We start from the raw sequence: 18,230 nt of genomic DNA, 5'->3' as shown, positions 1-18,230 counted from the left end.
GTCGCGAGGCCAACGACCTTCGCGACGCATCCCATAGCAAGAAGATCGGCGCTTATGTTGAAGCGACCGGTCGCTCCAACGCCAGGGAATGGCCCTTGTCACCGAACTATCTCCTGAAGCGGCTTTTGATGATCGTTTACACGCTCTTCATCGTGTCGCTCGTCGTCTTCGCGATCACCCAGGTCCTGCCGGCGGATGCCGCCGTGATGATGCTTGGGGAGAACGCCACCGACCAGGCGCTTGAGGCACTGCGCCAGCATATGGGATTGAACGATCCCGTCTGGCTGCAATATCTGCATTGGCTGGGCGGCGTCCTGCATGGCGATTTCGGCCAGTCGCTGCGCACCGGCCAGCCCGTCGGGCCGGCCATGCTCCAGGCTCTCGGCCGTTCGCTTCTACTCGCCGTGCTCTCCATCGCCTTGATGCTCGCGCTTGCCATACCCCTCGGTGTCCTCGCAGCGATCCGCCGCGGCAAGCTCGCCGACATGATCGTCAGCCTCATCTCCTATGCCGGCGTATCGCTGCCGGAGTTTGTGACGGCGACGCTCGCGGTGCTCTTCGTCGCCGATTGGGCGAAGCTTTTGCCACCGACGGGCTATGTGCCGCTGACCGAAAATTTTGTCGACGGCCTTGCCCACCTGGTGCTGCCGGTTTGCGTGGTGTCGATCATCCTCATCGCGCATGTCTCCCGCATGGCGCGTTCCGAACTCGTCGATGTGCTGCATACCGATTACATCCGCGCGGCTCGGCTAAAGGGTCTTTCCACATCAAGAGTGCTGTTCGGTCATGCGCTGCGCAACGCCCTGCTGCCGACCATTACCGTCGTCGCGCTCGATGTCGGCTATCTCCTCGGCGGCATCATCGTCGTAGAGGAAATCTTCGCACTTCCCGGCATCGGCCGGCAGTTGATCGTCGCCATCCAGACGCGCGATCTTCCCGCGATCCAGGCCGGCGTGCTGCTCATGGCGGCAACCTATTCCATCGTCAATTTCGCCGCCGACATTCTCTACGCATGGCTCGACAAGAGGATCCAGTATGATTGAGCTTCTCAAACGGCTGCTGCGCACGCCGCAGGGCGCGGTCGGCCTTGTCCTGGTCGTCCTCGTCTTCATCGTCGTCGTCGTCGGTCCCTGGCTTGCTCCACGCGATCCGGAAGCCATGTCGATCCTTGCCCGCTATAAGGGACCGAGCGCGAATTTCCTTCTCGGCACCGACCAATACGGCCGCGATATCTTGAGTCGCCTGCTGATCGGTGCGCGCTCGACCGTGACGATGGCGGTCTTCGCCACGCTTGCCGGCACGCTTGCCGGAGCCCTCATCGGAACGGTATCGGCCTTCCTGGGCGGCCGCGCCGACGAATTCATCATGCGCACCATCGATGCGATCATGGCAATCCCGAACCTTCTGTTCGCGCTGCTGATCGTCAATCTGCTTGGGTCCAGCAGCATCAATGCGCTGGTCGCCGTCGCCGTTGCCTTCGCGCCGGGCATGGCGCGCATCACTCGCAGCGTAGCCCTTGCCGTGCGCAAGCAGGACTATGTGAGCGCGGCGATCGCCCGCGGCGAAAGCTCGCGTTACATCATCCTGCGCGAAATGCTGCCGAATGTCGTCGCACCCATCGTGGTGGAAACGACGATCCGCGTTTCCTTTGCCGTCATGCTGTTCGCGACGTTGAGCTTCCTTGGTCTGGGCGCCCAGCCGCCCGCCACCGAATGGGGGCTGATGGTCTCGGAGGCGAGACAATACATGCACCTCAGCGCCGGCATCCTGATCTGGCCGAGTCTCGCCATCGCCATTGTCGCCATCGGCTTCAATCTTCTCGGCGACGGGCTGCGCGATGCGCTCAACCCGCGCACCGGAGGCTGAGATGACAGAAACGGCAAGCAATATCGTCCTACAGGTCCGCAATTATTCGCTCGACTATCTGACGGCGGGCGGCGTGTTTCATGCGCTCAAGAATATCGATCTCCAAGTCGGAGCCGGCGAGATTCTCGGCCTCGTCGGTGAGTCCGGCTCGGGCAAAACCTCAATGGCCTGGTCGATCATGCGCTATCTGCCGGCGAACGCTCGGGAGGTCGGTGGCGACATCCGGCTTCGCGGCGAGGATCTAACGGCGAAATCGTCAGCCGAGGTCAATCGCATGCGGGGCAAACGGATCAGCATGGTGTTCCAGGACCCCGGCACCTCGCTCAACCCGACGCTCTCGCTTGGCACGCAGCTCACGGAAACGCTGAGGCGCCATCGCGGCCTGACCGCAAGGCAGGCGTGGAACGAAGGCGAAGCCATGCTGCATCGCGTCGGCCTTAAAAGCCCCGCTGACATGATGAAGCGCATGCCGCACGAGGCATCGGGCGGCGAAAAGCAGCGCGTGGTTATCGCCACCGCCTTTGCCTGCAATCCGGAATGCATCATCTTCGACGAGCCCACGACGGCGCTCGATGTCATCACCTCCCGTCAGATCCTCGACCTCTTCCTCGACCTGCAGGCCGAGACGGGCGTCGCCTCGCTCTATATCTCGCATGATCTCGCCTTGCTGTCGCGCACCGCGAAACGGGTCGCCGTCATCCGGCGCGGCGAAATCGTCGAGCAGGGAGCGGTCGACGCGATCTTCCATGCGCCGCAGCATGATTATACGCGCCAGCTGACCGCCGCGGTGCCGCGGCCGAGCGACCGCCGGACGCAGACACGCCCGTCCTATCAGGACCAGCCCCTGATGAAGGTCGAGAATGTCAGCGTGCATTACGGCCGCAAGCCGTTCCTGTCGACGCTGACCGGCCGGTCCTTCGAGCGCTTCGCGGGCAATCGTGCCATCAGCCTCAGCGTGCAGCCGGGAGAGATCCTCGGCATCGTCGGGGAATCAGGCTCCGGCAAATCGACGCTTGCCAAGGCAATGACCGGGCTCAATCCCTTCGAGGGCCGGATGACTTTCGCCGGGCGGACGATTTCAGGCCTTGCCGACATGGACAAATCCTATCGCAAGAATGTCCAAATGATCTTCCAGCATCCGGACGCCTCGCTCAATCCACGCCAGAAGATTCGCGAAATCCTGGCACGGCCACTGAAACTCTATGGCGAAGGCGAGAATGGGGCCATCGCCCAACGGATTGGCGACATGCTCGAGCAGGTGCGCCTGCCGCGTACCCATGCCGATCGCTATCCGCATCAGCTCTCCGGCGGCGAAAAGCAGCGCGTCGCCATCGCGCGCGCCTTCGCATCCAGACCGAAGCTGGTGATCTGCGATGAGATCACCTCGGCGCTCGACGTCTCGGTGCAGGCCTCCATCATCGAGCTGCTGCTGGAACTGCATCGCGAACATTCCACCGCCTTCCTCTTCATCACCCACGACCTCAACCTCATCCGCCAGATCGCCCACCGCATCGCGGTGATGTATCGCGGAGATCTCCTCGAAGTCGTGCCGGCGGAAGACATCACCAGCCCCGAGCGGGCCGACTATACGCGCCGGCTGCTTGCCGCGGTCCCGACGCCTGTCGGCGCCGCACCTACAGAACGAGACTTCTAAGGAGCATCAAAAATGGACCCGAAATCGCTCATCGGAACAATCGATGAGAAGAGCTGCCTCGACTTCCTGTCGATGATGGTTCGCCAGAAGAGCCATTCCCAAACCGAAGGCGAACGCGAGCTCGCGCGCATCATGGCGCGCCAGATGGAGGCGATCGGACTTCAGTCCGAACTGCAACCCTTCGATAACGGCGAGCGCTTCAATGCGATCGGACGCCTGAAGGGAACCGGCGGTGGAAAGAGCCTGCTCTTCAACGGCCATCTCGATACAAACCCGGTTACCGAGGGCTGGACCGTCGATCCCTGGGGCGGCCTCGTCGACGACAAATTCATCTATGGCATCGGCGTATCCAACATGAAAGCGGGGGATGCCGCCTACTTCTGCGCGGTCAAGACCTTGCTCGACGCCGGCGTCAAGCTGAAGGGGGATGTGATCCTAACCTATGTCGTCGGCGAGCTTCAGGGCGGCGTGGGCACGCTTGCAGCCATCCGCAGCGGTGTTAAAGCCGACTATTTCATCAACAGCGAGCCGAGCGATCTTGCCGCCGTGACGATGCATGCCGCCGCGCTAAGCTTCGTGATCGAGCTGACCGGCGACACACGGCACCTGTCCAAACGCGAACAATCGGTCGACGCCATCGCCGCCGCTTGCGATCTTATCCCGCGTATCAACGCCATGACCTTCAGCGGCGCGAGAAGCGAAGTGCACCGCTCGATCAATCGCGGTCATGTCGGTGTCGTCCATGGTGCGCTCGGGCGTGAGCTGGAGGAATGGCGCCCGCCGCAGGTCGCCGATTTCGTCCGCATCCGAGGTTCGGCCCGCTATGCGCCGGGCCAGACGCAGGAAGGCGTGCTTGCCGATCTCGCCGCGGAATTGGTCGCGCTCGAAAAGCGCTTTCCCGGGCTGAAAGCCAAGCTGGTGCCTGAGATGATCGAAGGCCGTCCCCTGATGCCTCCTTTCGAAGTCTCGCCGACTTCACGCATCGTGACCTCGATCAACGCCGCCTATGAGACCGTCCGCGGCGAGACGCAGCCGACGGGCGCCATTACGCCCACGCGTTTTTACGGAACGGACGCCGGCCATCTCTACCATGAACTCGGCATGGAAGGCATCGTCTGCGGACCAGGCGGCCGGTACAACACCATGCCGGACGAACGCGTCGACATCGTCGACTATCTCGACATGATCCGGATCTACATGCTCACCATTCTCGATATTTGCGAGGCTGCCTGAGGCCGCATGTTTCCTCGTGACGAATATGATTGGCGTATCGCCAAGGCACATGCCGCCATGGACGCCGCCGCTGTCGATCTCCTCCTGATCGACAGCGGTGAGCTCCTTGCGTGGCTTACCGGTTATACCGTTTCGGAAACCATGTACCGCGCCGCCTTTCTCCCGCGACACGGTGCGCCCTGGTTCGTCCTGCGCGAGCTCGACGAAGCGCCGTGCAGGGAAAAAACCTGGATCTCCGATATCATCGGGTTCGCCGATACGACCAATCCGCACGAGGCGATCGCCAGCAGCATCCATGCTCGAGGTTTCGCCAGCGCCCGCATCGGCGCCGACTTCGCCTCCTATAGCTTCAGCGCCGATACGGCGGCCAAGCTTCGGGCGCACCTGCCCCAAGCGCAATTCGTCGCTCTGCCCGGCATCAGCGACAGTCTGCGATGGGTCAAATCGGCTCGCGAGATTGCCGTTCTGACGCAAGCGGCCGGCATCGCCGACAGGGCCATGCTGGCGATAGCGCAGAATACGCGAGCCGGCTCTTCGACCCGTACGGCTGCGGCGACCGCGGCTGCCACCTTCCTGCTTGAAGGTGCTGATAGCGGCGAGACCGGTCCGATCGTCAAGGCCAGCGGCGACCACCAATTCCTGCACGGCTCTTTCAAGAGTGAATTGCTTGACGCAGGCGATATTCTGCACGTGGAGCTTATTCCGCGCGTGGGCAGCTATGGTGCCCGTCTCATGCGGCCGATCGTCATCGGCAGTGCATCGGCAAGGCTTCAGGATATCGCCTCGCGCATCATCGCGCTGCAGGACCGGCAGATCGAAGCCATGAAGCCGGGCGTTCCTGCCTGCGAGGTCGATGCCATAGTCCGTCGGGGTCTCATGTCGTCAGGACTGAGACAGCGTTATGACAATGTAACGGCCTATACGCTTGGTCTCTATACCCGCACGCCGCGCACCAGCGATTTCTCCCGGGTTTTTCTGCCGGACGCGAATTGGCCGCTGGAGGAAGGCATGGCTTTCCATGTCTATACGACAGCCGCCAGGCTTGGATTCAGCGAGACGGTGGTTGTTACGCCGGAGGGCGGAAGACGGCTGACGATGACGCCACGCCGCCTCCTCGGTCTGGCTAAATAACATCTGGCCGACACGCGAAAGTCCTGCGCGCGGCGAGGTCGTGCCGAGATTTTAGCCGAGCGCCTGGCTAGCGAGAGCATATGTGACCGCCATACCGGCGCTGGCCTTGTTTCTATTGGAGGGATGGTTTCCAAGCGACATGGTCAGGACGGTATCGTAGACAAGCATCCCGCACTGCGACACGTAAGAGGCGAAATCGCCGCTCTCCATGTGCGTGTCGAGACGAAGAAATTGGCCGGCATGATGCACCACGTGTGGCTCGACCACGACGATCGCATCGGCATCACTCGACGCAACCACGGGCCCGACGACATGGCCGCGTCCGAAGGGCCGGCACAAGGCGAAAGCCTGCAAATCCGCTCCCCGGAACAGGCCGTAACCGATCGATTGCTCGTTGAGACGCCTGACCAGCTCCGAGCGATCGGCACCGAAGGCGATGGCATCGAGCCGCAGGATCGCGGCAAGATCGGCGGCGCCAAGCCGCCTTACCGTGCCGTCCGAAGGCAGCGGCGCGAAATCCTTCGCGATCCGCGCCTCCCCCTGACATTGGTAGACCGTCTTTTCCGGCTTGAAATCCAGCGAAAGATACAGACGCCGCGCCGCCCGTGTCGCGCTGAGGCTGAGGCGGCGTCCCGCAACCTTGTCGAGGATCCGGCTCATCAGCCATTGACCGGTGCCATTGGTCTGCAAACGCGGAGAGGTAATCACCATGCCGACGGTGGCAAACTCGTCTCCGTGCGGAAACCACATGGCAGATCCCATGACGCGACCGATCTCATCGAGTGCGACGATGCCGCTACCCGTCTGCCTCAGAAATTCCCAGTCTTCGGCTCGATGCGGCCAACGGACTGAGATCGACAGCGCGTGCAACTGATCGAGCTCCACGTCCTTGATGTCGCCGATATGCATGGAGAAAGCATCGACCCGCAAACTGTCAGATACCTTCACTGGACCACCTCGAAACCTGCTAGCTATACCCATGCGCCAAAACAGACGCGCTCCCCGTCAGCAAGGATAGGCGACGCCCGCCGATACAATTAGCTCGAATTGCGTGTGCCTGCACAACAATCGACTGAAACACTTCGACATTCGGCATGCAATTATGAAAGCGCAGGCCAATGCTATTGGGAAATGTCAGCAAATGCCGCAGCCGCCGAGGAGCATATGGACACGGTTGAAATCCTCGCCCGTCTTGTCGCCTTTCCGAGCGTCGTCGGCACGCCGAATGACGGGATCGTCGGCTGGATCCAGACGTATCTGCAAGGCCTCGGAATCCACGTCACCGTGCTTCCAGGGCCTGAAGGTGACAGGTCCAACATCTTTGCCACGATCGGCCCCAGGGATGTCGCGGGTTATATCCTATCTGGCCATATGGATGTCGTTCCCGCTGGAGAGCCCGGCTGGGCGTCGGAACCTTTCGCGCTCAGAAAGGAGGCCGATCGGCTCCACGGGCGTGGTACGACCGACATGAAAGGGTTTCTTGCCGCAGCGCTTGCCGCGGCGCCGGAACTTGCCAGGGCAAATCTTGCCCGTCCCATTCATCTCGCATTCTCCTATGACGAAGAAGCGGGATGCCGGGGCGTGCCGCATCTACTGGCGCGGATGAAGGAACTCTGCGCACCCCCGCAAGGCGCTATCATCGGCGAGCCCAGCCGCATGCAGGCCGTGCGCGCCCATAAGGGGAAAGCGGCGGCTCGCGTCACCGTCGGCGGACGGGCGGGCCATTCGTCTCGTCCAGACCTGGCGCTCAACGCCATCCATGCCATGTCGCGGGTGCTCAATTCGGCGGTCGATGAAGCTCGGAGGCTGACGCTCGGCCCGTTCGACCCCGTATTCGAGCCGCCGTACTCGACGCTTCAGGCCGGCATTGTGTCCGGCGGACTGGCGCTGAACATCGTCCCCGACAACTGCCGGCTCGACCTCGAGGCACGTGCTATCGCCGACGTGGCCCCTGAGGAACTGCTTGCCCCAATCCGCCATTGCGCAGACATGCTCAAGGAACAGGGCTTTTCCGTCGATTGGACGCCGCTCAGCGCCTATCCCGCGCTGTCGCTTGCGAAGGACGCGCCACTTGCGGCCCTGTTGGAAGAAATGACCGGCAGGCCGTCGCTTGCGGCGGTCAGCTACGGGACCGAGGCTGGCCTATATCAGGCAGCCGGGATCGATGCGATCATCTGCGGGCCTGGCGACATAGAGCGCGCGCACAAGCCCGACGAATACATTCTAGAGGACGAACTCGAGGAATGCCGCCAGATGATATTGGCCCTGGCCGCGCGCTGCGCACGGGCTTGAGGGAGCGATCGCCATGACATTTCTCTTCAATTCGGATGCCAAGCGCGGAGCGATCTTCGCGCAGGCCTTCGCCGAGGAACTGCCGGATCTGGCATTTTCGATGAATGCGGCGAGCGTGGATCCTGATGAGGTTCGCTTCCTCATCACTTGGACGGTGCCCGACGACCTCGCCCGTTACCGCAATCTGGAAATCCTGTTTTCGATCGGCGCGGGCGTTGACCAGTTCAAGACGGATCTCGTGCCTGAACATGTGAAGATCGTCCGCATGGTCGAGGATGGCATCGTCAGGATGATGCAGGAATATGTGACGCTTGCGGTGCTCGCGCTGCATCGCGACCTTCTTTCCTATCTTGCGCAGCAGCGCGCCGGGGAATGGCGCGGCCTGCCTCAGCGCCAGGCGCATGAAAGACGAATCGGAGTTCTGGGATTGGGCGTTCTCGGGACAGCCGTGCTCGAGCGGCTGAAGCCCTTCGGTTTCCCACTCGCCGGCTGGAGCAGATCGCCCCGGACGATCGAGGGCGTCGAGTGTCATCACGGCGAAACCGGCCTCAGAACCATGGTGGCTGCGACGGACATTCTCATTTGCCTGCTGCCTCTGACGCAAGAGACCACGGGGTTCCTGGGCGACACGCTTCTTGGCGGCCTTCCGGCGGGGGCGATGCTCGTGCATGCCGGTCGCGGCCCACAGCTCGATGCCGACGCGCTGATCGAGGCGCTCGATAGCGGCCGTCTGGCGGCGGCGGTGATCGACGTGACCGACCCAGAACCCCTGCCTTCGGGTCACCCTTTATGGCGACACCCGAAAATCATGCTCACTCCGCATATCGCCAGCGTTACACAGCCCGATACCGCCGCACGCGCGGTGATCGACAACATCCGTCGTTATCGCGAAGGCCAGGATCCCATCGGGCTCGTCGACCGGCGGCGCGGATATTGAACCCATAGCAATGAAAGGCTCACCATGACCTTCCTCAAGACCGTCGTAACCAATCCCGGTACGGCCCCGCGTGAATCCAAAGCCTTGCCGGAAAGACTGATTGCCGGCGATCCCTCGTTCAAGACCTGGGCGCAGGATGAGGCGAAGGACGGCGCCGTGCGCACTGGTGTCTGGGAAGCGACGCCAGGCGAGACCCGGTCGATCAAGGGCGAGACCTTCGAATTCTGCCACATCCTCGCGGGTGTCGTCGAAATCACCCCCGATGACGGCGAACCGGTCATCTACCGGGCCGGCGACAGCTTTGTGATGAAGCCGGGCTTCGTGGGCAGATGGAAGACGATCGAGACCGTTCGCAAGATCTATGTGACGGTGGGATGAAAGCTGCTGGCCGCCGCAACAGAAATCACTGTTCGCCCCGGCTGAAACGCAAGATTCGTCGGCCCGCGCGCCGGCATACGGAGCAAGCTGCTCGTAAGCCGGCGCTAGGCTCTGGCAAAGCCTTAAGAAAGAGCTTCCCATGAGCTTGAGCTTCGATCCTGACACCTTGCCATTGCCGATCGGCCATTTCATCGGCGGGGAGCTCATTGAAGCGCCCGGCGAGATCGACATGAAAAGGCCCTCCGACGGCAAGCCTTATGCAGGTTGCCCGATTGCGAGCCACGAGATGGTGGACCGCGCCGTCGAATCGGCCAAGGCGGCATTGAAGGCCAGCAACTGGAGCGGCCTGCGGCCGCGCGAACGTGTCCGCGTAATGCATGCCTGGGCGGACCTGATTGAAGCGGAGACGGAGACGCTGGCTCGAATAGAGGCTCTGTCCTCCACCCGATTGATCAGTCAATTGCCGGCCGGCGACATAGCGGTCACCGCGGAGCAGATTCGTTTCTTTGCCGAATTCGCCGACAAGGAGGGCAGCGATGTCGTGCCGACCGATGACAAGACCTTCGGCATGATCCTCAGCGAACCCTACGGGGTCGTCGGCGCGATCACGCCCTGGAACTTTCCGGTCTCCATGGCCGGCTGGAAGCTCGGTCCGGCGCTTGCCGCAGGCAATGCCGTCGTCCTCAAACCTTCGGAAATGACGCCATTTTCGACTGTTTACCTAGCCGAGCTCGCCGTGAGGGCCGGATTGCCCGCCGGCCTCTTCAACGTCGTTCTCGGCGACGGGCTCGCCACCGGTACGGCGCTCACCGGCCATCCCGATATCGCCAAGGTCAGCTTCACTGGCTCCACCCGAGCGGGATCCGCGATCATGGAGAATATCGCCCGCTCTGGCATCAAGCCGATGACCCTGGAGCTTGGCGGCAAGAGCCCGCAGATCGTCTTCAAGGACGCCGATCTTTCGAAAGCGGCCGATGCGATCGTCGGCAGCATTCTCTTCAATGCCGGCCAGGCTTGCGTCGCCGCGACGCGCGTGATCGTGGAGGCAAGCGTTGCCGGCCAATTCACGGAAGCCCTCATCGCGCGGATGGCGGATATCGATCCTGGCCCCACCTGGGATGAGGCGACACGCTATTCGCCGATCATCTCCGAACGCCAGCGCGACCGGATCGACGCGATCGTTGCTGCCGCGATCAGCGAAGGCGGCCGCTGTATCGCCGGCGGCAAGCCGATGGATAGGCCGGGTTATTTCTACGAGCCGACGCTTTTGACCGATCTCGATCCGTCTTCTCCCGCCATTCTCGAGGAAATCTTCGGGCCGGTCCTGACGCTGCAGACTTTCGTGGACGAAGACGAAGCGATGGTGCTTGCCGATCACCCCTCCTACGGGCTTGCCGCGGGCCTGTTTACATCCGACCTGTCGCGTACCATCCGCCTCAGCCGGCAGATCCAGGCAGGTACGGTCTGGGTCAATCGCTACAGCCGCTCGCGGGATCATATCTTACCGACCGGCGGCTATAAGCGCTCCGGCATCGGCAAGGACCTGGGACGCGAGGCTTACCTTGCCAATCGCAAAACGAAGAGCGTGCTCATCAGCCTTTAAGGGACCTATACCATGAAGACCTATTCCATCGCTCTGATCCCTGGTGACGGCATCGGCAAGGACGTGACAGACGCCGCATGGTCGGTGCTGCAAGTTGCCGCCGAGGCTGGCGGCTTTGCACTGAATAGCACCGAACTTCCGTGGTCCTGCCAATTCTACAAGCAGACGGGGCGGATGATGCCGGAAGACGGGATCGAGATGCTGAGAGCGTTCGATGCGATCCTACTCGGGGCCGTCGGCTGGCCGGCCGAAGTGCCCGACGCGGTCTCGCTGCACGGCCTGTTGCTGCCGATCCGCAAGGCCTTCGTGCAATATGCCAATATCCGACCGCACCGGCTGCTGCCGGGGGTCCAGGGACCGCTGCGGGCGGAGACATTCGACATTCTCTGCATCCGCGAAAACACCGAGGGTGAATATTCGGGCGCCGGCGGTCGCGTCCATCAGGGCACGAGTGATGAAGTCGCGGTGGAGACGTCGATCTTTACCCGCGCGGGCGTCGAGCGCATCCTGCGTTTCGGCTTCGAGCAGGCGCGTACCCGGCGCCGCAAGCTTGCCTCCGTCACCAAGTCCAATGCCCAGAAATATTCCATGGTGTTCTGGGACGAAATCACCGCCAGGCTTTCGGCCGAATATCCCGATGTCGAAGTCACGAGCTATCACATCGACGCGATGGCGGCCCGCATGGTGATGGCGCCGGAAAGCCTTGACGTCGTCGTCGCCTCCAATCTGTTCGGCGATATCCTGACCGATCTTGGCGCCGCCATTCAGGGCGGCCTTGGATTTGCGGCTTCAGCCAACATCAACCCGCAGCGCAATGCCCCATCGATGTTCGAGCCGGTTCACGGTTCAGCCCCGGACATTGCCGGCCGCGGCATCGCCAACCCGATCGCCGCCATCTGGTCGGGAGCGATGATGCTCGATCATCTGGGCGAGAGGGATGCTGCCACCTGCATCATCGCGGCGATGGAGGCAGCAACCGCGCGCGGCATCGGCACACTTCCGGGCAAGGATCGAACGGAAACCATCACCGCCGGCATCATCGCGGCGCTCTCCTGATTGCAGAGGACCTCATGTTGGATTTGAAAGACAAGCAGCTTTTTCGTGACAAGGGATTGATCGATGGAGCCTGGGTCGCGGCGGCCTCAGGCGCGGCGGTGGATGTTCAAGACCCCGCCAGACAGGCCAACATCGGCACGGTGCCCGACATGGGTTCTAGGGAGACGCGCAACGCGATCGCGGCTGCCGAGCGCGCGCAGCGCAGCTGGAAGCGTAAGACGAATGCGCAGCGTGCCGTCCTTCTCGAAGCCTGGCACGATCTCATGCTTGAGAATGTCGACGATCTCGCCCTCATTCTGACAACGGAGCAAGGCAAACCGCTCGATGAAGCCCGTGGGGAAATCCGCTATGGCGCCTCCTTCGTGAAATGGTTTGCCGAGGAAGCCCGCCGCATCAACGGTCACACGATACCGTCTCCCACACCCGATCGCCGCATCATCGTGCTCAAGGAGCCGGTCGGCGTCTGCGGCATCATCACGCCCTGGAATTTTCCCAATGCGATGATTACGCGCAAGGTCGCGCCCGCCCTTGCCGCCGGCTGCACCGTTGTCATCAAGCCCTCGGAATTCACCCCCTATTCCGCGCTCGCCCTCGGGGTCCTTGCCGAGCGCGCCGGCATCCCAGCAGGCGTCATCAATATCGTCACCGGCATGCCGGCCGAGATCGGCAACGAGATCATGGGCAACGAAACCGTGCGCAAGATCTCCTTCACCGGCTCGACGAGGGTCGGCGCGTTGCTGATGCGCGGTGCTGCCGGCAGCATCAAGCGGCTCAGCCTCGAACTCGGCGGTAACGCACCCTTCATCGTCTTCGACGACGCCGATCTCGATCTGGCCGTCGAAGGCGCGCTTGCCTCCAAGTTCCGCAATGGCGGCCAGACCTGCGTCTGCGCCAACCGGCTCCTTGTGCAATCGAGCGTCTATGACACCTTCGCAGCGAAACTGAAAGCGAAGGTCGATGCCATGAAGGTCGGGCCGGGCACGGAGGCCAGCGTGTCGATCGGCCCGATGATCAACCAGGCGGCAATCGAGAAAATCGACCGGCATGTCCGCGACGCGCTGGCAAAGGGCGCAACGATCATCACAGCCGCCCGGCAGCTACCCGACGGCGGACAATATACGGCTCCGATCGTCCTGACCGGGGCAACGACCGAGATGGAGCTTGCCGGCGAAGAGACCTTCGGGCCGGTGGCGCCGCTCTTCCGCTTCGAGACCGAAGAGGAGGCGATTGCGATCGCCAACGGCACGCCCTTTGGCCTGGCGTCCTATTTCTATACCGACAATCTCAAGCGCGCCTGGCGCGTCGGCGAGGCCTTGGAATTCGGCATGGTCGGGCTCAATACCGGCTCGGTGTCGATGGAAGTTGCCCCCTTCGGCGGCGTCAAGCAATCCGGGATCGGCCGTGAGGGCGCGCAAGCCGGTATCGAGGAATATCTCGAAATGAAGAGCTTTCACATGGGCGGGCTGGGCTAGATCAGAATCCAGTACCATAGCGGGTCAATCTGCTCGCGATCGGCCCGCCATGGCCCCGGCAACTGTCGTTACTGGAACTTGTCCAGCGCCTTATAGTAGAGGCCCACCAACGGCAGGAACCATGGTTTGCCGAAATGACCCGGCACGGCCGGCCAATCGACATCCCTCATGGGATTGCGATCCTCGCGGCCGAGCATGGCATCGGCCATGATGATGCCGAGATGGGTCGACAGTTGAGCACCATGGCCGGAATAGCCCATCGCATACCAGCTTCCATCATGATAGCCGGCGCGCGGATAGCGATCCTTGGTCATATCGACGAGACCGCCCCAGCAATAATCGACATCGACTCCGGAAAGCCGGGGGAATATCTCGGCCAAACCCGCCCTCAGAATTGCGCCACTCTTGGCGTCGGAACGATGGTCGGAGGTCGCGGAAAATCGTGCCCGGCCGCCGAATAGCAACCGGTTGTCGGGGGACAGGCGGAAATAGTTGCCGATGTTCATCGAGGTAACGCAGGTGCGGTTTCCCGGCATGACCGATGCGATCTCATCCGCCGTCAGCGGTCGGGTTGCGATCAGGAAGCTGCCGACCGAGATGATCCGCCGGCGGAAATAGCTGAAATTCGGGGTCGTGTAGGCGCCGGTCGCCACCAGTACATTGTCGGCCGTGATCTCGCCGCGCGGTGTCACCAACCGATGCCTGCCCTTTTCCCGCAGCCTGTTCGTCACCGGCGCCGCCTCATAAATTGCCGCGCCATGGCGAACCGCTGCATCCGCGAGGCCGACAGCGTAGCGGCCCATATGCATCATCGCGCTTTTCTTGAAAAGCATGGCTCCATGGAAAGGCGAGCCGATTTCCTGTTTGAGATCGTCCGGCGTAAGCAGCGCCGTATCCGGATCGACTTCGGCATGAACCTCTTCGAAATTGCGGGCGATCGATCCGAAATGCTGCGACTTCGATGCCAGCTTCAGCTTTCCGGCCCGCCGAAAATTGCAGTCGATGCCCTCTTCGGCGACAAGCGCCTCGATCGTATCGATGGAGGCATCGAGCGCCTTATAGAGCGCGATCGCCCTCTCCTTGCCGAGTTCGGCTTTGGCGGCTGGATAACTATGGGCAAGACCGTTGTTCAGATGACCGCCGTTACGGCCCGAGGCGCCCCAGCCGACACGCTCGGCTTCGAGAACGACGACCCTCGCACCGGCCTTGGCCAGTTGCCGGGCCGCGGACAGTCCGGTGAAACCGGCTCCTATGACACAGGCGTCGTAATGCCCTTCGACGGGGCCTTGCCGGCCTCCGGCAAAGGCCGGCGCCGTGTCATGCCAATAGGAGACGAATTTCATGAGGCTGCCTTTCCCTTAAAGTCCGACGACGCCGGGCAGGCCGGATATGTCCGCGATCTCGACATAGCCGTAATAGGGATTTGCCGGCTCATGACCACGGTTGACCCAGACCTTGTTCTTGATGCCGAGATCATGCGCCGACATCAGATCATAGCGGAAAGAGGACGAGCAATGCAGGATGTCCTCCGGCCCACAGCCCAGCATGTCGAACATATATTCGAACGCCTTGAAGCGCGGCTTGTAGGCATTGGCCTGCTCTGCCGTATAGACGGCATGGAAAGGCGCGCCGAGTTTCTCGACATTCGACATGATCTGGCTGTTCATCGCGTTGGACAGGATGACCAGAGGGATTTCCTTGGCAACCTTCGCCAGTCCGGCCGGCACGTCGGGATGCGGCCCCCAGCCGGGCACGCGTTCATAGATCGCCTTGGCGTCTTCCGCACGGAACTTGACGCCATTCGCGCGGCAGGTCCGCTCGACCGCATTGTGAACGACGTCGGCATAGGGCTTCCAATCACCGAGAACCTCGTCCAGCCGATAGGCGGCGAAATTCTTGATGAATTGCAGCATCCTCGCCTCACCGAGCTCGGCGCCATAGATGTCGCGAGCCGCTTCGGCCATCTCGAAATTGATGAGCGTGCCATAGCAATCGAAGGTGATGTATTTCGGCCGGAAAGGCGCCATGTCCGTTCGTCCTCTATCTAAAGGGCATCTGCGTTCTTTATGAGACGATCATAGGCTGAAGTCCCACGACGGACGTGATCGAATTGGCGTGTCCGCAAAGCATATTGTTTCGTATGCGCGGCGTCCTTTGGCAGAGTGTTGCAGCGGATATGCGTCGCGACGTGGTTTTTGGACCATTGCGGAGCGACCGAAAAAGGATCTTCAGCATAAGATGCGGCCAAGCGCGCCCGCTACGGCGAAAGATATCACGACGAACCATGCCTTCAGATAATCTGCCATGCGGGGATCGCCGAGACTTGGGGCAAGGAAAGGATGCCCATGCGTACCGATAGCATAAATTTGGTCAGCTTCACACCGGAGCATATAGACGGCGCCCTCGCCCTCTCACGTCAAGCCAAATGGCCTCATCGTGCCGAGGACTGGAATATGGCCTTGCGTTTGAGCCAAGGCGCAGCAGCCGTGGACGAGACGGGCCGCGTCGTGGGCACCATCCTGATGACCCCCTATGGAGAAGATTGCGCGACGATCAATATGGTGATCGTCGACGAAAACCTGCGCGGCCGCGGGCTTGGCCGCAAGCTCATGGATGCGGCAATGGCGCTGGCTGGCCACCGCCCTCTGAGGCTCATTGCAACCACGGAAGGACTGCCGCTGTATCGCAAGCTCGGCTTTGTCGCCGAGGGCGAGATCTTTCAACATCAGGGACATCTCGCCGACCTCGCGCCGGCTGGGGATGTCGAGGCCGCGACCACCGATGATTTTTCCGCGATCAAAGCGCTCGACCGCGCAGCTTTCGGTGCGGATCGCCGCACGTTGATCGACGTGCTCACAGATGTCGCGCAGGTGGTCGTCATTCGACGACATGGTCGTGTCGAGGCTTTCGGCGCGCTGCGCACCTTTGGACGCGGCGATGTGATCGGGCCTGTCGTCGCATCGAATACCGAGGATGCGAAATCGCTGATAACGGCGCTTGCCCTTCGCAAGCCGAGCGAATTCCTGCGCGTTGATACGAACGAAAGCTCGGGACTGGCCGGCTGGCTGGCGCAGATCGGCCTTAGCCATGTGGGTGGCGGTATCGCGATGCGGCGCCCGGGCGGCGCTGGAGCCCTCGACCGGGACGCGAGAATATTTGCATTGGCCAATCAGGCTCTTGGATAATTTGGAGATCATCATGCTCGCCAACTCGCTCATCGAACTTGATCGCGCGCACCTCATCCATCCGGTCTCATCCTATCGCGGCCATGAAAAACTGGGCGTGCGGGTGTTGCGGTCCGCAAAAGGCGCAACCGTCACCGACGCATCGGGCCATCAGCTTGTCGACGGCTTTGCCGGCCTCTGGTGCGTGAACGCGGGCTACGGGCATGAGAGCATCGTTGAAGCAGCAGCCCGCCAGATGCGTGAACTGCCCTATGCGACGGGTTACTTCGATATCGGTTGCGAAGCGGCCATTCGCCTTGCGGCCGAACTCGCCGACCGGGCGCCCGGCGATCTCAATCATATCTTCTTCACGCTCGGCGGATCGGATGCCGTCGACAGCACGGTGCGTTTCGTCCGCTACTACTGGCATGCCAAGGGCAAGCCGGAGCGCGACCAGTTCATCTCGATCGAGCAAGGCTACCACGGCTCCTCGACCGTTGGAGCCGGCCTCACGGCGCTACCCGGCTTCCATGCAGGCTTCGGCGTCCCCTTCGACTGGCAGCACAAGATTCCCTCGCCCTATCCGTATCGCAATCCGGTCGGCGAAACGGCAGATGCGATCATTGCCGGCTCGATCGCGGACCTCAAATCAAAGATCGAAGCGATCGGCGCCGAGCGCGTGGCGGCATTTTATGCCGAACCTATCCAGGGATCGGGCGGCGTCATCGTGCCGCCGAAAGGCTGGCTCAAGGCGATCCGCGATCTCTGCAGTCAATATGACATTCTCTTCATCGCCGACGAGGTCATTACCGGCTTCGGCAGGACCGGTCCGCTGTTCGCCTGCTCGTACGACGAAATCGTCCCTGACTTCATGACGACGGCCAAGGGCCTGACCTCCGGCTACGTGCCCATGGGCGCCGTGTTCATGTCCGATCGGGTCTATGATGTCATCGCTGACAGCGCCGGTAGTGCGGCGGTCGGCCATGGCTACACCTATTCGGCCCATCCCGTCAGCGCGGCAGTCGGGCTCGAAGTACTGAAGCTCTATGAGGGCGGCCTCCTCGAAAATGGTGTCAAGGCTGGTGCGCGTCTGATGGAAGGACTGGAAAATCTGCGTGACCATCCGCTGGTCGGCGATGTCCGCGGTCGCGGCATGCTGGCGGCCGTCGAACTGGTCGTCGACAAGGCCAGGAAGACCCCATTGCCAAGTGCTGCCGCGCCGGCGCGCAGGATTTTCGATCGCGCCTGGGACAATGGCCTCGTCATCCGCGCCTTCGCCCATGGCGTGCTTGGATACGCACCGCCGCTTTGCTGCACGGATGATGATATCGACGCGATCCTGGAGCGCACACGAAAGACCCTCGACCAGACTTTGGAAGATCCGGACGTCCGGGAAGCCATGCGTTGAAGCGGCGTATGCCGTTCTTCGTTGGCGAAATGTCGG

Annotated in this window: 16 protein-coding genes; 13 read left to right on the top strand and 3 right to left on the bottom strand. The window is 62.0% G+C overall.

What is annotated here, in order from left to right; translation table 11 throughout:
- The first annotated feature begins 95 nt into the window (after window positions 1-95).
- Genes FBZ99_RS20315 through FBZ99_RS20295 form a run of 5 tightly spaced genes read left to right on the top strand, consistent with a single transcriptional unit; the run spans window position 96 to window position 5,884 of the window.
- On the top strand, window positions 96-1,043 hold the full coding sequence (locus FBZ99_RS20315) for an ABC transporter permease (protein ID WP_145634549.1): 948 nt from the start codon (window positions 96-98) through the stop codon (window positions 1,041-1,043).
- Complete coding sequence (locus FBZ99_RS20310; protein WP_145634547.1) at window positions 1,036-1,866, top strand: ABC transporter permease; 831 nt, start codon at window positions 1,036-1,038, stop codon at window positions 1,864-1,866. Before FBZ99_RS20315 ends, FBZ99_RS20310 begins: the two co-directional genes overlap by 8 nt.
- A 1-nt stretch (window position 1,867) precedes the next feature.
- Window positions 1,868-3,520 (top strand): dipeptide ABC transporter ATP-binding protein, encoded by a 1,653-nt coding sequence (locus tag FBZ99_RS20305; RefSeq protein ID WP_145321579.1) that lies wholly within the window; start codon window positions 1,868-1,870, stop codon window positions 3,518-3,520.
- 12 nt (window positions 3,521-3,532) lie between these two features.
- Window positions 3,533-4,753, top strand: coding sequence for a M20 family metallopeptidase (locus tag FBZ99_RS20300; protein ID WP_145634545.1), 1,221 nt, complete (start codon window positions 3,533-3,535; stop codon window positions 4,751-4,753).
- A 6-nt stretch (window positions 4,754-4,759) separates the two neighbouring features.
- Window positions 4,760-5,884, top strand: a complete 1,125-nt coding sequence (locus FBZ99_RS20295; RefSeq protein ID WP_145634543.1) for a M24 family metallopeptidase — start codon at window positions 4,760-4,762, stop codon at window positions 5,882-5,884.
- 51 nt (window positions 5,885-5,935) lie between these two features.
- On the opposite strand, the gene FBZ99_RS20290 is transcribed toward FBZ99_RS20295, so the two are convergent.
- The gene (locus FBZ99_RS20290; RefSeq protein ID WP_145634541.1) at window positions 5,936-6,865 is read right to left on the bottom strand and encodes a GNAT family N-acetyltransferase; all 930 of its coding nucleotides are present in this window, start codon (window positions 6,863-6,865) and stop codon (window positions 5,936-5,938) included.
- Between the two features lie 183 nt (window positions 6,866-7,048).
- Here FBZ99_RS20290 and argE point away from each other — a divergent pair, with 183 nt between their 5' ends.
- The 6 genes from argE (at window position 7,049) to FBZ99_RS20260 (ending at window position 13,622) form a co-directional block, all read left to right on the top strand.
- Window positions 7,049-8,176, top strand: coding sequence for an acetylornithine deacetylase (argE, locus tag FBZ99_RS20285; RefSeq protein ID WP_145321571.1), 1,128 nt, complete (start codon window positions 7,049-7,051; stop codon window positions 8,174-8,176).
- Between the two features lie 13 nt (window positions 8,177-8,189).
- Complete coding sequence (locus tag FBZ99_RS20280) at window positions 8,190-9,113, top strand: 2-hydroxyacid dehydrogenase (protein WP_145321569.1); 924 nt, start codon at window positions 8,190-8,192, stop codon at window positions 9,111-9,113.
- A 24-nt stretch (window positions 9,114-9,137) separates the two neighbouring features.
- Window positions 9,138-9,491 carry a cupin domain-containing protein gene (locus FBZ99_RS20275; RefSeq protein WP_113331033.1) on the top strand — a complete coding sequence of 118 codons (354 nt, stop codon included), beginning with the start codon at window positions 9,138-9,140 and terminating at the stop codon, window positions 9,489-9,491.
- A gap of 139 nt (window positions 9,492-9,630) precedes the next feature.
- Window positions 9,631-11,094 (top strand): aldehyde dehydrogenase family protein, encoded by a 1,464-nt coding sequence (locus tag FBZ99_RS20270; protein ID WP_145634539.1) that lies wholly within the window; start codon window positions 9,631-9,633, stop codon window positions 11,092-11,094.
- Window positions 11,095-11,106: 12 nt separating this feature from the next.
- On the top strand, window positions 11,107-12,150 hold the full coding sequence (locus FBZ99_RS20265) for a tartrate dehydrogenase (protein WP_145634537.1): 1,044 nt from the start codon (window positions 11,107-11,109) through the stop codon (window positions 12,148-12,150).
- A gap of 14 nt (window positions 12,151-12,164) precedes the next feature.
- Window positions 12,165-13,622, top strand: a complete 1,458-nt coding sequence (locus FBZ99_RS20260) for an NAD-dependent succinate-semialdehyde dehydrogenase (protein WP_145634535.1) — start codon at window positions 12,165-12,167, stop codon at window positions 13,620-13,622.
- 68 nt (window positions 13,623-13,690) lie between these two features.
- Here FBZ99_RS20260 and FBZ99_RS20255 read toward each other — a convergent pair whose 3' ends face one another.
- Window positions 13,691-14,965, bottom strand: a complete 1,275-nt coding sequence (locus FBZ99_RS20255; protein ID WP_145321558.1) for an NAD(P)/FAD-dependent oxidoreductase — start codon at window positions 14,963-14,965, stop codon at window positions 13,691-13,693.
- A gap of 15 nt (window positions 14,966-14,980) precedes the next feature.
- A complete protein-coding gene (locus FBZ99_RS20250) occupies window positions 14,981-15,649 on the bottom strand; it encodes a haloacid dehalogenase type II (RefSeq protein ID WP_145634533.1) in 669 nt (222 codons plus the stop codon).
- Window positions 15,650-15,967: 318 nt separating this feature from the next.
- Between FBZ99_RS20250 and FBZ99_RS20245 the strand changes: the two genes are divergently transcribed.
- Both FBZ99_RS20245 and FBZ99_RS20240 read left to right on the top strand, forming a co-directional pair.
- A complete protein-coding gene (locus FBZ99_RS20245; RefSeq protein WP_145634531.1) occupies window positions 15,968-16,807 on the top strand; it encodes a GNAT family N-acetyltransferase in 840 nt (279 codons plus the stop codon).
- A gap of 13 nt (window positions 16,808-16,820) precedes the next feature.
- Window positions 16,821-18,194 carry an aspartate aminotransferase family protein gene (locus FBZ99_RS20240; protein ID WP_145634529.1) on the top strand — a complete coding sequence of 458 codons (1,374 nt, stop codon included), beginning with the start codon at window positions 16,821-16,823 and terminating at the stop codon, window positions 18,192-18,194.
- The last annotated feature ends 36 nt before the right edge of the window (window positions 18,195-18,230 follow it).

Source organism: Rhizobium sp. ERR 1071, from assembly GCF_007828675.1.
GTDB classification, from domain to species: domain Bacteria; phylum Pseudomonadota; class Alphaproteobacteria; order Rhizobiales; family Rhizobiaceae; genus Rhizobium; species Rhizobium dioscoreae.
Note: the sequence above shows the minus strand (reverse complement) of the source record. Positions and strands in the feature narration are given on the sequence as shown.